The organism is Streptococcus sanguinis (assembly GCF_050234405.1).
Classification (GTDB): domain Bacteria; phylum Bacillota; class Bacilli; order Lactobacillales; family Streptococcaceae; genus Streptococcus; species Streptococcus sanguinis_W.
Genome location: NZ_CP092117.1, coordinates 2,000,418 through 2,023,206, shown reverse-complemented (window position 1 = coordinate 2,023,206; position 22,789 = coordinate 2,000,418). Strand labels below are relative to the sequence as shown.

Below are 22,789 nucleotides of genomic sequence, written 5' to 3'. Positions count from 1 at the left end.
AATTATTTATATAAGCCAAGTCTTCTTTAACATGGTAAAATGAGAAGTAATCTTATAAAATAGAAGATTTAGAATTTTATCCATCAAAGGAGAATAAATGATGAATTTGAAAAAAATTTTTTCAGTAGGCTTAGTAGGTCTTGCAGCCTTGGGTTTGGCAGCTTGTGGAGGCTCTTCTAGTAAGGAGAGCAAGTCTGCAGACGGACCTGTAACCGTTAAGGTTGGAGTGATGAGCCTGAGTGATACAGAAGAAGCGCGCTGGAACAAAGTTCAAGAGATTCTTGACAAAGAAAATGCAGGCGTTAAATTAGAATATACGCAGTTTACCGACTACTCTCAGCCTAACCAAGCTTTACTTGATGGTGATGTGGACATCAATGCCTTCCAACATTATAATTTCCTTGAAAACTGGAACAAAGAGAAGGGAGCAGACCTTGTGTCTGTTGCGGATACTTATATCGCACCGATTCGTCTCTACTCTGGTACAAAGGACGGCAAAAATAAATATACAGATGTGAAAGACATCCCAGAAAATGGAACAATTGCTGTTCCAAATGATGCGACAAATGAGAGCCGTGCTCTTTATCTTCTCGAATCAGCTGGCTTAATCAAGCTTGATGTTAAAGGTAACGAGCTTGCGACTGTTGCCAACATCAAAGAAAACAAGAAGAATCTGACAATTTCTGAGTTGGATGCTTCTCAAACTCCAGCTTCTCTGACTTCAGCAGATGCTGCAGTTGTCAATAATACTTTCGTCCGCGAAGCAGGTATTGACTACAAGAAGGCCCTCTTCAAAGAAGAAGCCAATGAGAACTCAAAACAATGGTATAACCTGATTGCAGCGAAACCAGATTGGAAGAAATCAGACAAGGCTGACGCGATTGAAAAAATTATCAAGGCTTACCACACTGATGAAGTGAAAAAAGTTATCGAAGAATCATCAGATGGTATGGATCAGCCAGTTTGGTAATTTTTATCAGCAGAAGGTCATTGTATTGAATAAATGAAATGATTAAGAAGGGCGGAGATTAGCTTCTCCAGCCCTTTATCTGCTATTATGGTCATTTAGTTTGATCATTATCTAGCTTTGAGCTAGGTCGGTATAGATTGTAGCTTATGATTTTACATTTCCCTAGTCAAGCGACAGGCGAAATCAAACTAAGAGACTATAGTGGCTAAATCTCATATTGGACAAATCAAGGAGTGAATCGGAAATTATGGGCAAAGAAATTATCAAATTGGATCACATTGATGTCGTTTTTAATCAAAAAAAGCAAGACATTAGGGCCGTAGAAGATGTGACCATTCATATTAATCAGGGAGATATTTATGGAATTGTAGGCTATTCTGGTGCCGGGAAATCTACTCTGGTCCGTGTCATTAACTTGCTGTAGGTGCCGTCTGCCGGTAAGATTACGGTGGATGATACGGTTTTCTATGATCATCATCAGGTTCAGCTTACTGCAGCTCAGCTGCGCCAAAAGCGTAAGGATATTGGGATGATTTTCCAGCATTTTAACCTCATGGCTCAGATGACAGCCAAGGAAAATGTTGCCTTTGCGCTCAAGCATTCACCTTTATCAGCTGCTGAAAAAGAGAAGAAAGTTCATACGCTTTTAGACTTGGTAGGCTTAGCGGATCGGGCGGACAATTATCCTGCCCAGCTGTCTGGCGGTCAGAAGCAGCGGGTTGCCATTGCACGGGCCTTGGCCAATGATCCCAAAATCCTAATCTCGGACGAGTCTACATCTGCTCTGGATCCTAAGACGACCAAGCAGATTCTGGCTTTATTGCAGGATTTGAATCAAAAATTGGGTCTGACTATTGTCCTCATTACCCACGAAATGCAGATTGTCAAAGACATTGCCAACCGGGTAGCGGTTATGCAAAATGGTCGGCTGATTGAGGAAGGCTCAGTTCTGGATATTTTCTCTAATCCCAAGAATGAGCTGACCCAAGATTTCATTACGACCGCAACCGGTATCAATGAGGCTATGATCAAAATCAACCAGCAAAAGATTGTGCAAAACCTGCCGGAAAATTCCATTCTGGCCCACCTGAAATACTCAGGTGTGGTAACGGACACAGCCATTATAAACGACATTTACAAGCAGTATCAAATATCTGCCAATATTCTTCACGCCAATATTGAGATTTTAGATCATGTACCGGTCGGAGAAATGGTCGTTATCTTATCTGGAGAGACCAAGCAACTGGCGGCGGTGCAGGAAAGTCTGCGCGAAGCAGGAGTAGAGCTGCATGTTCTGAAAGAAAGGAGTAACTAATGCTACAGCTGATTCAACAATTTATGCCCAATGTTTATAGAATGGGCTGGTCCGGTCAGGCTGGCTGGGGAACAGCTATTTACCTGACTCTGTATATGACTATCATTCCTTTCTTTATCGGAGGGATTCTAGGCTTTATCGCTGGTCTCTTGCTCGTCTTGACAGGGCCGAGAGGTATTTTGGAAAATAGACTTGTATTTTTCGTCTTGGACAAGGTTACCTCTATCTTCCGGGCGATTCCTTTCATTATTCTCCTAGCCCTTATCAATCCTTTTACTCGGATTATAGTGGGAACTGGGATTGGACCGACTGCGGCCTTGGTGCCTCTTTCACTGGCTGTTTTTCCTTTCTTTGCCCGTCAGGTTCAGGTGGTCTTATCCGAATTAGACCGAGGAGTCATTGAGGCGGCGCAGGCTAGTGGAGCAACTTTCTGGGACATTGTCGGTGTTTACCTGCGGGAAGGTCTGCCGGACTTGATTCGGGTGACGACTGTTACGCTGATCTCTCTGGTTGGTGAGACCGCTATGGCCGGAGCGATTGGAGCTGGTGGACTGGGAAATGTTGCCCTGACTTATGGTTATCAGCGTTTCAACCATGATGTGACTATTCTTGCGACCATTCTTATTTTGCTGCTCATCTTCTTTATTCAGTTTGTTGGTGATTTCCTGACGCGGAAGATTAGTCATAGATAATGATTGACACCTAGGGCCTCAGCTGGGGCTCTTTTTTTACTAGTACAATTTTCAAAAAAGACTTGCGCAATTAGATTAGGCTTGTTATAATAGCTAAAATCTCTTGAAAGCAAGTGTTGGGAAAGTGAGGATAGGGCGTATGAAAGCTTATACAAATGTCAATCTGGTGACCTGTGACAGCGCATTTCATGTTTACCGGGAAGGGCTGCTAGTGGTTGAGGATGACCGCATTGCCTATTGCGGTCCCTATGATCAAGCCTGGTTAGGGAAATGCAGTGAAACAGTGGATTATGAAGGTGCTTGGATCATGCCAGGGCTGGTCAACTGTCATACTCACTCTGCCATGACTTTGCTGCGCGGGATTAGTGATGATAGTAATCTTCATGAATGGCTGGAGGACTATATCTGGCCAGCAGAAAGCCAGTTCACAGCGGATTTAACGACCCAGGCTGTCCAGCTGGCTCTGGCTGAAATGATGCTGTCAGGAACAACGACTTTTAACGACATGTATAATCCTCAGGGAGTGGATATTGACCGGATTTATCAGGCTGTGCGGCAGTCTGGTATGCGCTGCTATTTCTCACCAACCCTCTTTAGCTCAGCCGCGGAAACGGCAGAAGAGACTCTGGCTCGTACTCGTGCCATTATTGAGAAAATTCTCTCCTATAATGATGAAGATTTTCAGGTCATGGTGGCACCACATTCACCTTATGCCTGTGACGAAGTTCTGCTCAAGGGCAGTCTTGAGTTAGCGCGTGAGCTGGATTTGAAGCTTCATATCCATGTGGCGGAGACACAGGAAGAAAATAAAATCATTCTGGAGCGCTATGGCAAACGGCCTCTGGCTTTCTTAAAAGGCCTGGGCTACTTGGAGCGGTCAGCCATTTTTGCTCACGGAGTTGAACTGAATCCGTCAGAGATTGCGGATTTAGCGGCTTCACCAGTCAGCATCGCCCACAATCCTATCAGCAACCTCAAGCTGGCTTCCGGTGTAGCTCCGGTGACCGACTTACTAGCTGCTGGGGTGACCGTTGGCTTAGCGACGGACTCTGTCGCTTCCAATAATAATCTGGATATGTTTGAAGAAGGTCGGACAGCTGCCCTCCTTCAGAAGATGCAGGCAGGCGATGCGACCCAGTTTACGATTGAGCAGGCCTTGAAAGCTTTGACCATTGAAGGAGCAAAATCTCTGGGATTAGAGAAGAAAATCGGCAGTCTGGAAACGGGCAAGCAAGCTGATTTCATTGCCATTCAGCCTAAGGGACGACTTCATCTCTATCCTTTGGAAAATATGCTGTCGCACCTAGTGTACGCAGTCAAGGGCAGCGATGTTCAAGATGTCTACATTGCAGGGCGACAGGTTGTCCGAGACGGCCAAGTGCTGACCGTTGATGTTGGAAGTTTTGGGTAAGAATGAAAGCCGAGTTTCAGCTCGGCAATCAGCTCTTAGAATTGAAAAAATAGAAAATGAAGCAGGAGAGTGGGAGAGATTGCTACAATTTGAAGATTGTAGCATGCTTCTCCCACTCTCCTGCTTTTTGCTTTTCTTTTCTTTTGGTGATAAAAATAGTACAATATAGTAAAGATTGATGCGCTATTGTCAAGCAAGAAAAAGCGGAGAGATGCGATGGATAAAAAATTTCTTTGGGAGAAGATTCAGACTTCTTTTCAGGAACTTTGGAAAAAGATATCGGGTTTTGCTACGGAGCACACTCTTCTGACAGATGCCTACCAAGCTTGGCGTGATTGGATTAAGAAGTTGCCGCTTCCTCGTCCTAAGTTCTTTCAAAAACAGCTTAGCAATCGGCAATTTGTCGGAGTGCTTTTAACAGTTGTTGGACTGTCAGCCGGCTTAATTCTGCTGTCAGAGCATTTGCAGGATTTTACCTTTCTATCTCCTAGTAAGAAAGAGCAGCAGTCAGATTCCTCACAGAATCAAACGGTTCGTATCATGGCGACTGGGGATTTGCTTTATCACGACGGCCTTTATCTGAGTGCTCAAAAAGAAGATGGCTCTTACGATTTTTCTGAGAATTTCCACTATGCTAAGGAATGGCTTCAGCAGGGAGACTTGATCTTAGGAGACTTTGAAGGCACGATTCGGCCGGACTATCCCCTAAATGGCTATCCGCTCTTTAATGCTCCGGAAGCCGTAGTTCCAGCAATCAAGGATGCCGGCTATCAGGTGATGGACCTGGCTCATAACCACATTTTAGACTCTGGCTTGGAGGGAGTTTTTACTACAGCTCAGGCTTTTGAAAAAGAGGGAATCACTCCTATCGGTGTTTATCCGGATGAAAGCCGCAGTCAAGCACCGCTCTTGATAAAGGAAGTCAAAGGCATTAAGATTGCACTGCTGGCTTACTCCTATGGTTACAATGGTATGGAGGGGCTTCTCAGTCAGGAAGATTATGATAATCGCCTGTCCGATCTTGATGAAGAAAAGATGCGGGCGGAGATTGAGCGGGCAGAAAAGGAAGCGGACATCACGGTTGTTATGCCTCAGATGGGGGTAGAGTACCAGCTGGAGCCGGCAGAAGAGCAGATGACCCTTTACCATAAAATGGTTGACTGGGGAGCAGATATCGTCTTTGGAGGGCATCCACATGTGGTTGAGCCGGCAGAGATTTTAGAGAAAGATGGCCAGAAGAAGCTGATCATGTATTCTATGGGGAATTTCATTTCCAATCAGCGCATCGAAACCATGGAGGAAATTGAAAATGCCCATTGGACCGAGCGAGGAGTGCTGATGGACGTTACCATTGAAAAGACACCAAAGGGCACGCAGATAAAAAGTGCTCAGGCTCATCCGAGCTGGGTCAGCCGAGTTGAAAAGGGCACTACTTCGGCAGACGGTCTACCTTTATACACTTACCAAACCTGGATTTTGGACGACTTTGTCGAAGGTGGCAAGTATCGAGACAAACTGGATCAAGAAACCAGAGCACGGATTGATACCGCCTATCAGGAAATGAATTCTCATGTTGGACTGAATTGGCCGGAGCAATAAATTACTTGACTAAGATTTTTAGCCAGATTGGATTTGCCAATCTGGTTTTTGCTGTTTTAAAATTGAGGACTTTGTTATAATTAAAAAGGATTATAGAACTGTTAATGAGTGAAACTGACAGCTTTCGAGCTCGTCTATTATTTTGACTTATTTGATTAGAAAGAAAATGAAATGCATTTTGGTTTGTGGCTGCTTTTGTATTTTATACCCATGTTTATCTTGTTTTTGTTGCTAGTGTGCTCCATGGTCTTGTTGATTTTCTGTCTGTTTCTGAGAAGAAATCTCTTCAAGGAAAAGCAGGGACGCAATTTGTTGCTAGCTATCTTTTGGCTGGGGCTCTTCAATCTTCTGCTGAACTTGCTAGTATAAAAACGATGAGGTCGTAAGGAGAACAATCCAAATGAAATGATAGGGACTAGCTTTATCCTTGTTTGTTGAAACTAAATATTGATCGAGTATTAAAGAAAGGCGAAATATGAATTTTTTTGAACAACTTTTTCTTTTAATAGACTTTTTAATTCACTTTTTACCACTCTTGTTTATCTTTGTTGTTTTTATCGTTTCATGGATAGTTTATATCTGTATAAAGAAGCCTTTCTACAAAAGCATTTATGGGAAAGTGATTAGTCTACTCTTTTTGGGAACTTTGATTTGGAATATTGTTTATTTTGGCGGAGAAGATCATGGTGGCTCTTACCAATTAGTAAAATTAAAGCCAGGCGAAGCTGTTTATGTAAAGATTAAAAAGCCTAATTTTGAGCTAATACAGGGTTCAGGAGTCAGTGTTTTAAAATTTAAAGATAAAACAGATGGGAAAATTAGAATATACGATTCTTATTTGAGAGAGCAGATAGGTGAAAATGAGTATATCTACGATGCAGAAAAAAAGTCTGTTCACTACTATAATGAAAATGATGGAGGGATAACAATCCCAAACGAACAGGCTTTATCCGATTTAGGTATTGAGTTTAACGAAAGCTATAGCATTGATGTCAACTTTACCCAAAATAGAGCGTTTGTTTTTAGTGTAAGCGACAGTGATCAAGATATCACTGTCCAAAACGAATCAGATAAACCCATATCTTTTTATGTCAAAGCCTATCACAGAGTCTATGGCTCAGAAGGCAGGGACCGAGATCTAGAATAATATCTTACAAAATACGTTGCTATTTCTATCCTTCTTATAATATTAGCATTACAAAAAACGAATACCTCAAAGTTCACTTAGCTTAGCAGGTATTCGTTTTTTATTTTCTATTTAGAGCTTCATTTCTTCCGATACTGGCTTGGTGTCATTTGGTAGTATTTTTTAAACTGGCGGTTGAAGTTGGACAGGTTATTAAAGCCTGCTTGGCTGGAGATTTCCAGTACAGAGAGGTTAGAGTGCTGCAGGAGTTCGGCTGCCTTGCGCAGGCGGAATTGGATCAGGTACTCAATGCAGGAAACACCCAGATGCTTCTTGAAGAAGTTCATGAAATGGGTGGAGCTGTAGCCACAAATGCCAGCCAGTTGGTCAATATTCAGGTCTTCTTGGTAGTGGGCATTGATGTAGTCAATGATGGAGCGGATTTTTTCTTCCTTGCGGTAGCCTTCTGGTGATAGGTCTTTGGAAATGACATAGCCGTTCTCAAAGAGCAGGTAGAAGAGCTGGTTGAGTTGGGCTTTGAGCTGAAACTCGTAGTGAGATTTACGGAAATAGCCTGTTTCCATAGCTGCTAAGAGGCACTGGCGAATCTCCGCATAGGCTGTATCATTGGGCTTGATCACATGAGTCAAGTCCAGCTGACCATTGTAGAGGGGCTGCAGGTAGTTGATGCTGGCCTGATCCATGGCAGAGTAGCCCATCAGATCCAGATGAAAATTAATGGCGTCCATATAATGGTGCTCGTCGTTGATGGGGTGGATGGAGTGTAGGGCATTGGGGCGAATCAGGATAATATCACCTTTTTCGCTGTTAAAGTAGTCGTCGTCAATATGAAATTGTGCTTTTCCTTCGTGGACATAAATCAGTTCAACATCGGTATGCCAGTGGAAAAGAATATCTGGATGACCATTCTCAGTGATGGTGCGGGTCAGAGAATAAGGGGTTCCTTGGTTTTTGAAAACGGTATTTTTATGTAGTTGGCCTAAATCAATCATGGGGACACTCTTTCATAGAATAGTACAATTTATTAAGATAATTGTGTTAGAAAATATGTTTGACAACTATTATAATATAAATATAAAAAAAACGAAAGCGAGAAAATGCAAATGGGTAAATTTCCGCAGAATTTCCTCTGGGGCGGTGCAACTGCAGCCAACCAATATGAAGGCGCCTATAATCTGGATGGAAATGGCCTGTCTGTTCAGGATGTGACTCCAAAAGGCGGAGTGCCAGCCAAGCCAGGTGATCGCAATCCTTTGATTACCGAGGGGCCGACACCAGATAATCTTAAGCTGTAAGGGATTGATTTCTATCATCGCTATAAGGAGGACATTGCCCTCTTTGCAGAGATCGGCTTCAAGGTCTACCGGACTTCCATTGCCTGGTCTCGGATTTTTCCAAACGGAGACGAGCTGGAACCTAATGAAGCTGGTCTGCAATTCTATGACAATCTTTTTGATGAACTGGCCAAATATGGCATTGAGCCGCTGATTACCCTGTCTCACTATGAAACACCCCTGTATTTGGCTCGTCAGTACAATGGTTGGGCCAACCGTGATTTGATCAGCTTCTACGAGCGCTATGTCCGCACGGTTTTTACTCGCTACAAGGATAAGGTCAAGTATTGGCTGACCTTTAATGAAATCAACTCTGTTCTCCATGCGCCTTTTATGAGCGGAGGCATTGCCACGCCAGCTGAAGAACTATCCAAGCAGGACCTCTATCAAGCAGTTCATCATGAGCTGGTGGCTTCTGCATTGGCAACGAAAATCGGTCATGAGATTAATCCTGATTTTAAGATTGGCTGTATGGTCCTGGCTATGCCAGCCTATCCTATGACACCTAAGCCTGAAGATGTGCTAGCAGCTCGGGAATTTGAAAATCAAAACTATCTCTTCTCTGATATCCATGCGCGTGGGAAATATCCAGCCTATATCAATCGTTTCTTCAAGGAGAATGGGATTGAGATTCAGTTTGCGCCAGGTGACAAAGAGCTTTTAGCTGAAAATACTGTAGACTTTATTTCCTTCTCTTACTATATGAGTGTGGTCGCGGCTCATGATCCAGAAAATTATTCTTCCGGCCGAGGCAATCTTTTAGGTGGCATTATGAATCCTCATCTGGCTAGCTCAGAATGGGGCTGGCAGATTGACCCAGTTGGCCTGCGTTTGGTATTGAATAGCTTTTATGACCGCTATCAGCTCCCTCTCTTCATCGTGGAAAATGGTCTCGGGGCCAAGGATATCTTGGCGGATGGTCCAAATGGTCCTACGGTTGAAGATGACTACCGTATTGATTATCTCAAACAGCACTTGCAGCAGGTAGGAGAAGCGCTGGAAGATGGCGTAGAATTGCTAGGTTACACGACTTGGGGCTGTATTGATCTAGTCTCAGCCAGCACGGCAGAACTTAGCAAACGTTATGGCTTTATCTACGTTGACCGCAACGATGATGGCACCGGTAGTTTAGCCCGTTACAAGAAGAAGTCCTTTGACTGGTACAAAGAAGTCATCGCGACGAATGGAAACAGTCTCTATCAGGATTGAATGACTTAAACAAAATGGCTCCTTATAAAAAAAGGATGAATCAAAAGATTCATCCTTTTTTATATACTTTTATTTCTTCCAGCTTTCGACTTCTTTCTGGTGGTTTTTGATCCACTCTTTGGCTGCAGCTTCTGGTGAGCTGCCTTCGTTAATCTTAAGCATGACTTCTTCCATGTCCTTTTGAGTCCAGTTGAAGTTGTCTAGGACCTTATTGACTTCTGGTAAGTCCTTTTCTAGATTTTTCCGAGTCATAGTGTGGATAGCTTCCTTACCGCCCATGGTTCCCTTAGGATCCTTGAGGTATTTGAGGTCGTATTTGGAGAACATCCAGTGTGGTGACCAGCCGGTTACGATAATATCTTCTTTATTCTTAATAGCCTGATCCAGAGCAGTGGTCATGGCTCCAGTTGAGGAAGAAGAAAGATTCCAGCCACTGAGATTGCTGTATTCTTGCATAGTCTTCTCAGTCGCGGTCATGATACCAGCACCGGGCTCAATACCTGTGATGGTTTTCTTGGCTTGGTCTGACAGGTCTTCGATAGAGTCGGCATCCATATAACTTGGTACGACTAGCCCTGTCTTAACGCCCTCAAGGTTTGGCCCCAAGTCCACTAGCTTATCCTTGTACTCCTCATAGAGAGCAGCGTGGGTGGTCGGCAACCAGGCAGAAACCATGGCATCGGCTTCGCCATTAGAAACGGACTTCCACATAACGGCATTGTCCAGCGGTGTGATGGTGACATCGTAGCCCATTTCCTTGAGAGCTTCCGCTACGACATTGGTTGAGGCAACTTCGGAGTCCCATTCAACATAGGCAAGGTTGACCTTTTCTTTTTTGTTTTGCTGGAGCTTGGTTACTTGATTTCCGACAAAGGCTGTCAGGATAACAGCAGCCAGAGCAGACCAGAGCATAATCTTGTTGCGTTTTTCCTTAGTAGTGACCGGTGATTTTTTAGCCAGAGGTTGGTTGAGCTTCTGGGTCAGGCGGTCAATGATAATGGCCAGGATAACCAGAGACACCCCATTGACAAATCCGGAACCGATGTCGGCATGCTGCAAGGCAGAGAGAACGCCGCGGCCCAGTCCTGGCGCCCCAATCATAGAGGCAGTAACGACCATAGACAGAGCTAACATGATGGTCTGATTGACCCCAGCTAGGATGGTATTTTTAGCCAGAGGCAGCTCAACTTTGAAGAGCTTCTGCTTGCCAGTGCCCCCGAAGGAGTCTGACGCTTCAATCAGCTCGGTCGGAATCTGACGAATGGCTAGATTGGTAAAGCGGACAGTCGGTGGCAGGGCAAAGATGACAGAGGCAAAGACCCCAGGCACCATACCGATACCGAAGAAGGCCACGGCCGGTATCAGGTAGACAAAGGCCGGCATGGTCTGCATAAAGTCTAGCAAGGGCTTGATAACGGCTTCGACACGGTTGCTCTTAGCCATCCAAATCCCCAGTGGAATACCGATGATAATGGAAATGGCACTGGAGACGATGACCAAGGTCACAGTGTTCATGAGATTTTCCCAGAGGCCTTGGTTGTAAACAAAGAGCAGGCCTAGGAAGGTGAGCAGGGGCAGCCCCAGCTTACGCTTGGAAATCAAATAGGTAAAGATAGTGATGACTGCGATAAAGAGCAGGGGCGGAATGAAGAGCAGGGTGTCTGTCATCCCATTCATGATGGCATTTCCGATAGCCTGAAGGACCGAGAAAAGCCCGGAGAAGGTATCTGTTACCCAGTTAGTAAAGGCCTCAACCCATTGAGAAACGGGGATTGGCTGTTGTAAAATATTCAAAATGCGAACCTCCCTTATTCTTCAGATTCAGTAGTATTGGCCAAGGCTTCGATGACTCGACCTTTGATAATAACGCCGACTAACTTGTCCTTATCATCTACAACGGCCAGAGGCGCTGGTGAATCGTAAATCAGCGGGAAAATATCAGTAATCAGGGTTTCCTGAGTAACCTTGCGTACGTTCTTATCAATCACTTCAGCCAGTGCTTGATGCTGCTTGCGGGCATCGCGGGCGGCTTCGGCAGTTAGACTGCCCTTGAGCTGCCGCTTCCTATCCACAGCCAGCAGCATACTGACCTCTTCTTTTTTCATGCGATTGAGAGCAACAGTTGGTCCGTCGATGTCAATGTTGGTGGTCAGTGGCGTTGTCATGATATTCTGGGCAGTCAAGACCTTGGAGCGGTCCACATCTTCAACGAACTCTCGAACGAAGTCGTTGGCTGGATTGGTCAGGATTTCCTCACCCGTGCCAATCTGCATAATCTGACCGTCAGCCATGATGGCAATGCGGTCACCGATACGCAGGGCCTCATTGAGATCGTGGGTGATAAAGATAATGGTACGCTCATGCTCTGCCTGCAGATCCAGTAACTCATCCTGCATTTCTCGGCGGATGAGGGGATCTAAAGCTGAGAAGGCTTCGTCCATGAGCAGAATATCAGGATTGTTGGCCAAAGCTCGAGCTAGGCCGACCCGCTGCTGCATCCCACCGGAGAGCTGATCGGGGTATTGGTCCTTGAAGGACAGGAGACCGGCATTGTCCAGAGCTTGTTCAGCTAGGCGCGTGCGCTCCTCCTTATCAACACCTCGGACTTCCAGACCAAACTCAGTATTTTCTAGAATAGTCCGATGCGGGAAGAGTCCGAAGTTCTGGAAGACCATATTGAGCTTGTGGCGGCGAACGTCACGCAGCTCCTCTTCGTTCATCTTGGCCACATCTTGGCCGTCGATGTAAATGTCGCCTGATGTCGGGTCAATCAATCGGTTGAGCAGGCGGATAAGGGTAGACTTCCCACTACCGGACAGTCCCATGATGACAAAAATTTCTCCGGTCTGAACTTCAAAGTTTACATCGTAAACTCCGACAGTAGCACCGGTTTTTTCTAAGATTTCCGTTTTGCTTTTGGCTTGCTGCACCATTTCCAGTGCCTGCTTTTGCCTTTTCCCGAAAATTTTAGTCAAATGTTTTACTTTTAGTTTATTCAACTTATTTCTCCTTTTGCATAAGTGACTACATGTTTATTTTATAGAGTTGTCACTTAAAAGACCATCACAGTATAACACCGTGTGGTCACTTTGTCAAACCCAAAAGACCGTCAGACCGGCATTTTTCGGCTATTATAAAAAAGGGAGGGTGATTTTCTGGAATATTTCTGAAAGTCATAAAAACCTTGTCAGACAGCGGATTTGCCTGTCTATTCTGTTTTTTTGACAAAGAAAAAACAAGTGCTGTTTCACTTGTTTGTTTCAATTTCATTAAAAAATAAATTATGCATCAAACCAACCGATAATTCGTTGCCAACAAAGTAGATAGTATTGCCGGCTTCCAGTTTAGTATAAGGACCAGGCGAGATTAGGAGTTGGTCGCCCTGCTGGACTGCGACAATGGTAGCGCCAGTCGAGTGCCAGATATTGAGCTCATTGATAGATTTTCCTAGGTTGAGGGCGTCTGCTGAGAGTTGGAGCTCGTAGGGATTGAAAGGGAAGCGCTGCTGGACATCCTTGGTACGACTGAGAAGCTGATTGAGTAGCTGGGAAAAGTTGGCAAATTCTTCCTCTTGGCGCTGGATGCTCTGGTGGAGCTTGCTTTTGAGGTCCTGCAGAGAGTTGACATCTTTATAGGTCTCAAGGAACTGCTGGGCTTTTTCCTTGGAAGAAATGAAGGCTCCACTGCCGTGGCGGACTTCCATGATTTCCAGATCTACCAGCACATTAATAGCCTTGCGGGCTGTCTCAGGTGAGACATTGAAGTTGCTGGCTAGGGTAGAGCGGGCATAGATCTTGCTTCCGATGGGATATTTGCCGTCAACGATTCGCTCGGCAATGGCGACGGCAATCTGCTGGTAGCGTGGGAATGCGACTTCTTTTTTGCTCATGAGGACCTCCAATTTTACGACAGGAATATAGCTATGATTATAATATAAAACTGGAAGATTGAAAAGTGTCCTTCGTAAAATCGACTGTCTTATTCGCCTCTTCTCGCCTTTCTTTTTACTTTTTTAAGTAGTATAATATGTCTAAAAGTTAGAGGTCTTCTGGAAAAGGAACAGTAAAAACCAGATGATAAAGATAGGAATGGATAAAAAGATGACTGTAAAGATGATAGCGACAGACATGGATGGAACCTTGCTAGACGGACAGGGCCAGCTGGATTTGCCGCGTCTGGCTACTATTTTAGAGGAGCTGGAGAAGAGAGACATTCGCTTTGTGGTGGCTACTGGTAATGAAATTCCACGGATGCGACTGCTATTGGGAGATTTGGTAGAACGAATGACCTTGGTAGTCGCCAACGGAGCGCGGATTTTTGAAAAGAACCAGCTAAGCATGAGCAGCTTCTGGGAACCTGGATTGATTAGGGATGCGCTGGATTACTTTGCTGGGCGTGAAAGGGAGCTTCAGCTGGTTGTGACCTCCGAAAGAGGCGGCTTTGTCCAAGAGGGGACAGAGTTTCCCTTGATTGAAAAGGTTATGACCAAGGAAATGGCTCAGCTTTTTCACAAGCGGATGAACTTTGTGCCAAGCCTTCAGGATTATCCCTTTGACAAGGTCTTAAAAATGAGTATGATGGTAGAAGAGGCTGCAGCAGCAGAGCATGCTCGTCTGATTAATCAGCATTTTGCAGGCCGATTGAGCGCGGTTGCTAGTGGTTATGGAGCCATTGACATCCTCCAAGATGGGATGCACAAGGCATGGGGCTTGCAGCAACTGATGGCTAAGTGGCAGATTCAAAGCTCGGAAATCATGGCTTTTGGCGATAGTGAAAATGATATAGAAATGCTTGAATTAGCTGGTATTTCTTACGCTATGGAGAATGGGGATGAGCGGGTCAAAAAGGTAGCAGATTACCTAGCACCGGCCAATACAGAAGCCGGTGTTCTACAGGTGATTGAGCAATACTTAGAAGAGGAAAAAGAATAATGGCAGTACAATTATTAGAAGAATGGCTTCTCAAGGAGCAGGCAAAATTGCAGCAAAACTACAGAGAACTCAATCAACTCTCCGTCAAGGAGCCAGACATCATCTTTATCGGAGACTCCATTGTGGAATACTATCCTCTCTATGAGCTCCTGCAGACGGATAAAAGACTGGTCAACCGTGGCATTCGGGGCTATAAGACTGATTTGCTTTTAGACAATCTAGATGCCCATCTTTTTGGGCAGGCTCTGGATAAGGTCTTTATCCTGATAGGTACCAATGACATTGGCAAGGAGATGCCTCAGACAGAAACGCTAGCTAATTTAGAAGCCGTTATTCAGGAGATTTCTCGTGACTATCCTCTGGCTCAGATCCAATTGCTGTCGGTCCTGCCTGTCAATGAAGCTCCAGCCTACAAGAGCACGGTCTATGTCCGCAGCAATGAAAAGATTCAGGCACTCAATCAGGCCTATCGCCAGCTGGCCAGCGCCTACACAAACGTCCAGTTTATCAATCTCTACGCTGCTTTTCTGGACGAGGAAGGTCAGCTGCGCCCAGACTACACAACTGACGGCCTCCATCTGACCATTTCTGGCTATGCAGCCCTGTCCAAGGCTTTGCAGGAGACGTTATAGAGATAAAAATAGGGAGCGAAAAAAGCCCAACCAGACAAATCTTCAAAGGAAGATTTTTTTAAAACTTTTGGTTGACAAATGTAAATCTTAGGGGTAAAATAGGATTATAAGATTTACAAATGTAGATTTAGAAAGGAGAGGTCATGCAAATTTCCAATGCGGAATGGCGCATCATGAAGATTATCTGGATGGAAGGCAAGCAGACCAGCACGGATTTGATTGCCGTCTTGTCCGAGCGCTTTGACTGGTCGAAGTCGACGGTCAAGACTCTCTTGACCCGCTTGGTGGAGAAAGGATGTTTGACTAGAGAAAAATCAGGCAAAGCCTTTGTTTACTCGGCTTTGTTGAAGCAGGACCAGAGTTTAGACTTGGTCGTTGAGGATGTGAAAGACAAGGTTTGCTCCAAAAGGATTGTCCAGGTGCTTGAAAACTTGATTCAGGCGAGTGACTTTACGCTTGCAGATCTTAATCAGCTGCAGCAGGTCCTGGAAGAAAAGAAAGCAGAGGCTGTCGAAACAGTCCCTTGCAATTGTATGTAATAGAAAGAAGGAAATTCCATGTTTGGATTGTTGATTAGTATTGTTTGTTTACTTGTGGTTGCTTTTATTGCTTGGTGGTTCTTTGCAGAGCATGAAAAGGTAAGCGGCCACGCTCGTCAGAAATCAGGTTATCAAGAAATTGAAGTCGAAGTTATGGGGGGCTATTCGCCTGAAACCATTGTCCTGAAAAAGAATGTTCCAGCCCGGATCATCTTTAATCGCAAGGATCCATCTTCATGTCTGGCTCAAGTGATCTTTCCAGATTTTGGCGTTCATGAAGATTTGCCTTTAGGTGAAAAACATGTCATTGAAATTACGCCAGAAAAAGCGGGCGAATATGGGTATTCATGTGGAATGAACATGATGCATGGTCACATGATTGTGGAATAAAGGAGTAGGTATGGTAGAAAAACAAAAAGCAGTTGTGGAAAACGGAGTGCAAAAGATCCGTATTACAGCAGAAAAGGGCTATAGTCCCAAAGAATTTCAACTTCAAAAAGGGATCCCTGCTGAAATCACCTTCCATCGGGTCAATCCTTCCGGCTGTTACAAGGAAATTTGGTTTGAAGATCAGGGGATTTTAGAGCCTTTGGAAGTCGGTGTGGATAAGGTGATATCCTTTACCCCGACAGAAACAGGGGACTTCGAGTTTTCATGTGGAATGAAGATGCAAAAGGGTTCCTACACGGTTGTGGAAAAACGCCGTCGTGTCTTAAGTTTACGGGATCGCTTTTGGTTTACTAGTATCTTTACCCTTCCTTTATTGATCTTGATGATCGGGATGATGGCAGGATTTGTATCCCATACAGTCAGTCGCTGGGGGACTTTTCTAGCGACAACGCCGATCATGTTGGTAGCAGGAGTTCCTTTTATCAAGAGTGCCTGGGCCTCATTTAAGAAGCACCATTCCAATATGGATACCTTGGTAGCTCTTGGAACCCTGGTAGCCTATGTCTATAGTGTATTTGCCCTTTTTACTGGTCAGCCAGTATACTTTGAGGCTGCGGGTTTTATCATCTTCTTTATCCTCTTAGGGCAAATCTTTGAAGAACGGATGCGTAACAATGCCTCCGAGGCTGTGGAAAAGTTGTTGGATTTGCAGGCAAAAACGGCTCAAGTTCTCCGTGATGGGAACTATGTCGAGGTGGCGGCAGAAGATATCCAAATTGATGACTTGATTCGGGTCCGTCCTGGGGAAAAGATTGCGGTTGATGGGACGATTGTAGAAGGAAGTACGACCATTGATGAGTCAATGGTGACAGGTGAAAGCTTGCCTGTGGAAAAATCAGTTGGTGATGCAGTTATCGGCTCCACTATCAACAGCAATGGGACCATTCTCTTTAAGGCTGAAAAAGTCGGTAGTGAGACCCTCTTATCTCAAATTGTGGACTTTGTCAAAATGGCCCAATCCAGTCGTGCTCCTATTCAAGATTTGACGGATAAGATTTCAGGTATCTTTGTTCCAGTGGTGACGATTTTGGCCATTGCGACTTTCTGGGTTTGGTCCGTGCTTCTGGGCGCGTCGCTTCAAGAGGCCATGCTCTATGCAGTCTCTGTCCTCATTATTGCCTGTCCTTGTGCCCTTGGTTTAGCAACCCCAACAGCCCTGATGGTCGGAACCGGCCGTAGTGCCAAGATGGGGGTTCTGATTAAAAATGGAACGGTTCTTCAAGAAGTGCAAAAGATTCAAACCGTTGTGTTTGATAAGACAGGGACTATTACCATTGGCCAACCACTTGTAACCGATGTTGTAGGAGATGAAGCGCGTGTCTTGACACTGGCTGCTAGTCTTGAAACTTTTTCAGAACATCCACTAGCCCAAGCGGTGTTATCCCAAGCAGAAGAAAAAGGTTTGGTGTTATTCCCTGTGGAAAACTTCCAAGCGATTGAAGGAAAAGGGGTCCAAGGTCAGATCGACCAGCAGTTGGTGACCTTGGGAAATGGCAAACTTCATGACGGGACAGCGATGGATCCGGAGCTTGAAAAACGGATGGTAGAGTTGCAAGAGCAGGCCAAAACAGTGATTAGTTTGTCTGTGGATGGGCAAGTGATTGGCTTGATTGCCATTCAAGATGCTCCGAAGGCCAGCTCAAAAGAAGCGATCAAAAAGCTCAAAGAACGGGGCTTGAAAACGGTCATGTTAACGGGGGATAATGAACGGGTGGCCCAAGCTATTGCTAAGCAAGTGGGAATTGACACCGTCATTGCTGATGTCCTTCCTCAAGAAAAAGCTAGCGCCATCCAAAAACTGCAAGAAGCTAGCAAGGTCGCCTTTGTTGGAGATGGGATCAATGATGCTCCAGCTCTCTCGATCGCGGATGTGGGGATCGCTATGGGATCTGGAACGGATATTGCGATCGAGTCCGGTGGCATCGTGCTCACGCAAAATGATTTACTTGGCGTTGTGCGCGCCTTTGACATGAGTCAAAAGACCTTCCGCAGGATCTTACTCAATCTCTTCTGGGCCTCTATCTACAATATCCTTGGGCTTCCAATTGCTGCTGGAGTCTTTGTAGGACTGGGATTGACCCTCAATCCAGAACTAGCAGGTCTTGCTATGGCCCTTAGTTCTTTGTCTGTTTTGACTAGCTCGCTGCTTCTCAATGTTGAGAAAATTGATTAAATGAAATAAAAAGTGATACAGAATTTTGTATCGCTTTTTGTTCGATTTCCTACAGCTACAAGTCTTAGAGGTGCATGCAAATTATAATAAAATATCCTATTCTACTATAAGTTTGTGAAATTTTCTCAAAAAGAACATCTGTCATGTAATAGGGATTGAGCATCTCTGAGCATATTCTTATACAAGTGAGAAAAAACATGGTAAATTGATATAGTAAAGTTTCTTGAAGCGTTTTCATTCACAAATGGAAATGTTTTCAATAACTGAAAATTTAATTTATTGAAGGAGAGTTATTCTTATGACTCAAGGAAAAATTACTGCATCTGCAGCAATGCTCAACGTATTGAAAACATGGGGTGTAGATACCATCTACGGTATCCCATCAGGAACACTCAGCTCACTCATGGATGCTTTGGCTGAAGACAAAGATATCCGTTTCTTGCAAGTTCGACACGAAGAAACTGGTGCTCTTGCAGCGGTGATGCAAGCTAAATTCGGAGGCTCAATCGGGGTTGCAGTTGGTTCAGGTGGCCCAGGTGCGACTCACTTGATTAACGGTGTTTACGATGCAGCTATGGATAACACTCCATTCCTTGCTATTCTTGGATCACGTCCAGTCAACGAACTCAATATGGATGCCTTCCAAGAGCTTAACCAAAACCCAATGTACAACGGTATTGCTGTTTACAACAAACGTGTAGCTTATGCTGAGCAATTGCCAAAAGTGATTGACGAAGCTTGTCGTGCTGCTGTTTCTAAAAAAGGTCCAGCTGTTGTTGAAATTCCAGTAAACTTCGGTTTCCAAGAAATCGACGAAAACTCATACTACGGTTCAGGTTCTTACGAGCGTTCATTCATCGCTCCTGCTTTGAACGAAACTGAAATCGACAAAGCTGTTGAAATCTTGAACAAGGCTGAGCGCCCAGTGATCTATGCTGGATTTGGTGGTGTTAAAGCTGGTGAAGTAATCACTGAATTATCACGTAAAATTAAAGCACCAATCATCACAACTGGTAAAAACTTTGAAGCTTTCGAGTGGAACTATGAAGGCTTGACAGGTTCTGCTTACCGTGTTGGTTGGAAACCAGCCAACGAGGTGGTCTTCGAAGCAGACACCGTTCTTTTCCTTGGATCTAACTTCCCATTTGCTGAAGTGTACGAAGCTTTCAAGAATACTGAAAAATTCATCCAAGTGGATATCGACCCTTACAAACTTGGTAAACGCCATGCCCTTGACGCTTCTATCCTTGGTGATGCAGGTCAAGCAGCGAAAGCAATCCTTGACAAAGTGAACCCAGTTGAGTCTACTCCATGGTGGCGTGCAAACGTTAAGAATAACCAAAACTGGCGCGATTACATGAACAAACTCGAAGGTAAAACTGAGGGTGAATTGCAATTGTATCAAGTTTACAATGCAATCAACAAACATGCTGATCAAGACGCTATCTACTCAATCGACGTAGGTGACACTACTCAAACATCTACTCGTCACCTTCACATGACACCTAAGAACATGTGGCGTACATCTCCACTCTTTGCGACAATGGGTATTGCCCTTCCTGGTGGTATCGCTGCTAAGAAAGACAATCCAGATCGCCAAGTATGGAACATCATGGGTGACGGTGCATTCAACATGTGCTACCCAGACGTTATCACAAACGTTCAATACGACCTTCCAGTTATCAACCTTGTCTTCTCAAATGGTAAATATGCCTTCATCAAGGACAAATACGAAGACACAAACAAACACTTGTTTGGTTGTGACTTCCCTAATGCTGACTATGCGAAAATCGCTGAAGCGCAAGGTGCTGTAGGATTTACAGTTGACCGTATCGAAGACATCGATGCAGTTGTTGCAGAAGCTGTGAAACTCAATAAAGAAGGTAAAACTATTGTTATCGATGCTCGCATCTCTCAACATCGTCCACTTCCAGTAGAAGTACTTGAATTGGATCCAAAACTTCACTCAGAAGAAGCAATCAAAGCCTTCAAGGAAAAATACGAAGCAGAAGAACTCGTACCATTCCGCCTCTTCTTGGAAGAAGAAGGGTTGCAATCACGCGCAATCAAATAATTCCTCTCGTCGAAAATCAAGTGTAAACTTTGTAGACTTTATTCTTTGATTTTCTTAGAGTGGAACTTGAAAAGATCGGAGCAATCCGGTCTTTTTATGGAGAATAGTAAATGAATTTAAATCAATTAGATATTATCGTTTCAGATGTTCCCCAAGTCTGTGCTGACTTGGAGCGTATTTTTGATAAAAAAGCCGATTATGTTGATGATGGTTTTGCTCAGTTCACGATTGGCAGTCATTGTCTCATGTTGTCCCAAAATCATTTGATTCCTTTGGAAAATTTCCAGACAGGAATCATTCTTCATATCGAGATTGAGGATGTAGACCAGAATTACCAGCGGTTGAAAGAGCTTGGTGCTGAGATTTTACACGGCCCAGCTGTAACTGATTGGGGAACGGAATCGCTGCTAGTTAAAGGCCCTGCTGGTCTAGTGATTGATTTTTATCGAATGAAATAGGTCTGTTAAAATAGAAAAAACGCATAAAATCAACTGATTACAAAAGTGTTGATTTTATGCGTTTTTATGTGAACTATTATTATATTTCGGATAGAAATTAAGTTTTTGTCAACTTCTTGCTCTATATCAGCAGGTTTATTTAACTTCCCCGCCTTCAACAACTAGGTCGTCAGCCTTAGCAGCTTCGCCGTATGTTGGGTGGAGAGTTTCTTCATAGGCCTTGTGGAAGAAGTTTTCTTTGCCGAGTTTCTTGATTTCGTCGTTAATGTAGTTGAGTAGCTCGGTATTGCCTTTCTGCACAGCTGGGGCAATGGTATCTGGATCACCTAGCGAAGTGATGCCGACTTCAAAGCCTTTGTTTTCCAGCGCCCAAGCTAGGACTTCAGTATTGTCTGTAGAAAAGGCATCGCCGCGGCCGTCCAGCAGGGCTTGGTAAGCATCGCTGTACTGATCATACTTTTGCAGCTTGATATTCGGATAGTTCTTTTCAAAGTAGGTTTCAGCCGTGGTTCCCTTGGTGATGATTAGGGTCTTGCCTTCCAACTGCTCAGGCTTGGTGATAACTGAGCCTTTTGGTGATACGACTCCGAGAGATACTTTCATATAGGGCAGGGCGAAGTCAACTTGTTTTTTTCGCTCATCTGTGACAGTGAAGTTGGCTAGGGTAATATCGACCTTGTTGGAGATTAAGTATTCAGCCCGGTTGGCAGCATCTACAGGCACATACTCTGGCTTAACACCCAAATCTTTGGCTAGCTGGTCGCCCAGATAAATGTCATAGCCTTGATATTTGCCCTTGTTATCTACATAACCGAACGGTTTCTTATCGCTGAAAACCGCAATGCGGAGCTTACCGCTCTTTTTAATTTCCTCCAGACTGCGGGCCTTGACTGTTTTGCTGGAAGCTGCGTCTTTGTTACCAGCATCTTTCTTGCTGGAATTGCCACAAGCGACAAGGAAGAAAGCCAGAGTAAGGGTTGTTAAAGCAAAGATTGTTTTAGATAATTTCATAAGAGACTCCTTTATAAGATATGGAAATGCGAAGAAAACACAGAGCTACCAAAGAGCAGCCACATCAGAGGTGGGGTAGGCATCACTGTCAGCCTAGATGGCTGAAGTCAAAGACATTGAGAAATTCCTGGGCTCGCTGGGTTTTGGGTTGGCTGAAGAACTGCTGGGCGGTATTTTCCTCGAGGATACCACCTTGGTCCATGAAGATGATCCGATCTGCAATGGCTCGGGCGAACTGCATTTCGTGGGTCACAATCAACATGGTCCGGCCTTCCTCAGCCAGGTCATTAATGAGCTCTAGCACTTCACGGACCATTTCGGGATCTAGCGAAGCTGTTACTTCATCAAAAAGGATGATTTCTGGGTGCATGAGGAGCGAACGGACGATCGCCACCCGCTGCTTTTGGCCGCCAGACAGTTGGCGAGCAAAACTGTGCTTTTTATCCGCCAGGCCGACCCGCTCCAGCAGGCTTTCAGCTTCCTTGATGACCTCGTCCTTCTTGCGCCCTTGAGCCTTTATGGGGCCAAGAATCAGATTTTGCAGGACATCCAGATGGGGGAAGAGCTCATAGCTTTGAAAGACCATGCCGATCTTCTGACGAACGAGATGGAAGTCCTTTTTCTGACTGAGGATGGATTGGCCGTCTAGCAAAATATCGCCAGATTGGATGCTTTCAAGGCCGTTGATACAGCGAAGCAGGGTCGACTTGCCGCAGCCAGATGATCCTAGAATGACCACGACCTCTCCTTTTTGGACAGAAAGAGACAGACCTTTAAGGATGGCATTGCTGCCGAAAGACTTGCGAATGTCCCGTAATTCTAAAATGATTTCCGACATGGTGTC

General features: G+C 44.6%; 19 protein-coding genes and 2 pseudogenes. 15 read left to right on the top strand and 6 right to left on the bottom strand.

Annotated features, from left to right (window positions below; genetic code table 11):
* The first annotated feature begins 97 nt into the window (after positions 1-97).
* From MFP28_RS09815 to MFP28_RS09785, 7 genes and pseudogenes are all read left to right on the top strand, one after another.
* Entirely contained in the window at positions 98-970 is an 873-nt protein-coding gene (locus tag MFP28_RS09815; RefSeq protein WP_002907288.1) for a MetQ/NlpA family ABC transporter substrate-binding protein, read from the top strand.
* A 247-nt stretch (positions 971-1,217) separates the two neighbouring features.
* Positions 1,218-2,285, top strand: a pseudogene (locus MFP28_RS09810) (methionine ABC transporter ATP-binding protein).
* The gene (locus MFP28_RS09805; protein ID WP_002898357.1) at positions 2,285-2,977 is read left to right on the top strand and encodes a methionine ABC transporter permease; all 693 of its coding nucleotides are present in this window, start codon (positions 2,285-2,287) and stop codon (positions 2,975-2,977) included. Before MFP28_RS09810 ends, MFP28_RS09805 begins: the two are co-directional and overlap by 1 nt.
* A 139-nt stretch (positions 2,978-3,116) precedes the next feature.
* Complete coding sequence (locus MFP28_RS09800; protein WP_002907285.1) at positions 3,117-4,388, top strand: TRZ/ATZ family protein; 1,272 nt, start codon at positions 3,117-3,119, stop codon at positions 4,386-4,388.
* 216 nt (positions 4,389-4,604) lie between these two features.
* Positions 4,605-5,987 carry a CapA family protein gene (locus MFP28_RS09795; RefSeq protein WP_002907283.1) on the top strand — a complete coding sequence of 461 codons (1,383 nt, stop codon included), beginning with the start codon at positions 4,605-4,607 and terminating at the stop codon, positions 5,985-5,987.
* Between the two features lie 185 nt (positions 5,988-6,172).
* Positions 6,173-6,373, top strand: coding sequence for a hypothetical protein (locus MFP28_RS09790; protein ID WP_002907282.1), 201 nt, complete (start codon positions 6,173-6,175; stop codon positions 6,371-6,373).
* Positions 6,374-6,462: 89 nt separating this feature from the next.
* Positions 6,463-7,134 (top strand): hypothetical protein, encoded by a 672-nt coding sequence (locus MFP28_RS09785; protein WP_002907281.1) that lies wholly within the window; start codon positions 6,463-6,465, stop codon positions 7,132-7,134.
* A gap of 119 nt (positions 7,135-7,253) precedes the next feature.
* Here MFP28_RS09785 and MFP28_RS09780 read toward each other — a convergent pair whose 3' ends face one another.
* Positions 7,254-8,126 carry an AraC family transcriptional regulator gene (locus MFP28_RS09780; protein WP_002907280.1) on the bottom strand — a complete coding sequence of 291 codons (873 nt, stop codon included), beginning with the start codon at positions 8,124-8,126 and terminating at the stop codon, positions 7,254-7,256.
* A gap of 105 nt (positions 8,127-8,231) precedes the next feature.
* Here MFP28_RS09780 and MFP28_RS09775 point away from each other — a divergent pair.
* Positions 8,232-9,677: pseudogene (locus MFP28_RS09775) on the top strand (glycoside hydrolase family 1 protein).
* 69 nt (positions 9,678-9,746) lie between these two features.
* Here the strand turns inward: MFP28_RS09775 and MFP28_RS09770 are convergent.
* From MFP28_RS09770 to MFP28_RS09760, 3 genes are all read right to left on the bottom strand, one after another.
* On the bottom strand, positions 9,747-11,471 hold the full coding sequence (locus tag MFP28_RS09770) for an ABC transporter permease/substrate binding protein (RefSeq protein WP_002907277.1): 1,725 nt from the start codon (positions 11,469-11,471) through the stop codon (positions 9,747-9,749).
* 14 nt (positions 11,472-11,485) lie between these two features.
* Positions 11,486-12,676 carry a quaternary amine ABC transporter ATP-binding protein gene (locus tag MFP28_RS09765; protein WP_002907276.1) on the bottom strand — a complete coding sequence of 397 codons (1,191 nt, stop codon included), beginning with the start codon at positions 12,674-12,676 and terminating at the stop codon, positions 11,486-11,488.
* A gap of 248 nt (positions 12,677-12,924) precedes the next feature.
* Positions 12,925-13,566 (bottom strand): GntR family transcriptional regulator, encoded by a 642-nt coding sequence (locus MFP28_RS09760; protein WP_002907274.1) that lies wholly within the window; start codon positions 13,564-13,566, stop codon positions 12,925-12,927.
* A gap of 184 nt (positions 13,567-13,750) precedes the next feature.
* Here MFP28_RS09760 and MFP28_RS09755 point away from each other — a divergent pair, with 184 nt between their 5' ends.
* From MFP28_RS09755 to MFP28_RS09725, 7 genes are all read left to right on the top strand, one after another.
* The gene (locus MFP28_RS09755) at positions 13,751-14,608 is read left to right on the top strand and encodes a Cof-type HAD-IIB family hydrolase (RefSeq protein WP_002907273.1); all 858 of its coding nucleotides are present in this window, start codon (positions 13,751-13,753) and stop codon (positions 14,606-14,608) included.
* Positions 14,608-15,240 carry an SGNH/GDSL hydrolase family protein gene (locus MFP28_RS09750; protein ID WP_002907272.1) on the top strand — a complete coding sequence of 211 codons (633 nt, stop codon included), beginning with the start codon at positions 14,608-14,610 and terminating at the stop codon, positions 15,238-15,240. The genes MFP28_RS09755 and MFP28_RS09750 overlap by 1 nt, the downstream gene beginning before the upstream one ends.
* Positions 15,241-15,383: 143 nt before the next feature.
* Positions 15,384-15,779 (top strand): CopY/TcrY family copper transport repressor, encoded by a 396-nt coding sequence (locus tag MFP28_RS09745; RefSeq protein ID WP_002901456.1) that lies wholly within the window; start codon positions 15,384-15,386, stop codon positions 15,777-15,779.
* An 18-nt stretch (positions 15,780-15,797) separates the two neighbouring features.
* Positions 15,798-16,169 (top strand): cupredoxin domain-containing protein, encoded by a 372-nt coding sequence (locus MFP28_RS09740; RefSeq protein WP_002901455.1) that lies wholly within the window; start codon positions 15,798-15,800, stop codon positions 16,167-16,169.
* A 10-nt stretch (positions 16,170-16,179) separates the two neighbouring features.
* Complete coding sequence (locus MFP28_RS09735) at positions 16,180-18,402, top strand: heavy metal translocating P-type ATPase (RefSeq protein ID WP_032916084.1); 2,223 nt, start codon at positions 16,180-16,182, stop codon at positions 18,400-18,402.
* A 298-nt stretch (positions 18,403-18,700) separates the two neighbouring features.
* Positions 18,701-20,476: a pyruvate oxidase gene (gene spxB / locus MFP28_RS09730; protein WP_002907270.1), complete on the top strand. Its 1,776-nt coding sequence runs from the start codon at positions 18,701-18,703 to the stop codon at positions 20,474-20,476.
* Between the two features lie 110 nt (positions 20,477-20,586).
* Positions 20,587-20,934 carry a VOC family protein gene (locus tag MFP28_RS09725; protein ID WP_002907269.1) on the top strand — a complete coding sequence of 116 codons (348 nt, stop codon included), beginning with the start codon at positions 20,587-20,589 and terminating at the stop codon, positions 20,932-20,934.
* A 135-nt stretch (positions 20,935-21,069) separates the two neighbouring features.
* On the opposite strand, the gene MFP28_RS09720 is transcribed toward MFP28_RS09725, so the two are convergent.
* Positions 21,070-21,945, bottom strand: a complete 876-nt coding sequence (locus MFP28_RS09720; protein ID WP_002907268.1) for a cysteine ABC transporter substrate-binding protein — start codon at positions 21,943-21,945, stop codon at positions 21,070-21,072.
* Between the two features lie 88 nt (positions 21,946-22,033).
* On the bottom strand, positions 22,034-22,783 hold the full coding sequence (locus MFP28_RS09715) for an amino acid ABC transporter ATP-binding protein (protein WP_002907267.1): 750 nt from the start codon (positions 22,781-22,783) through the stop codon (positions 22,034-22,036).
* Positions 22,784-22,789: the final 6 nt, after the last annotated feature.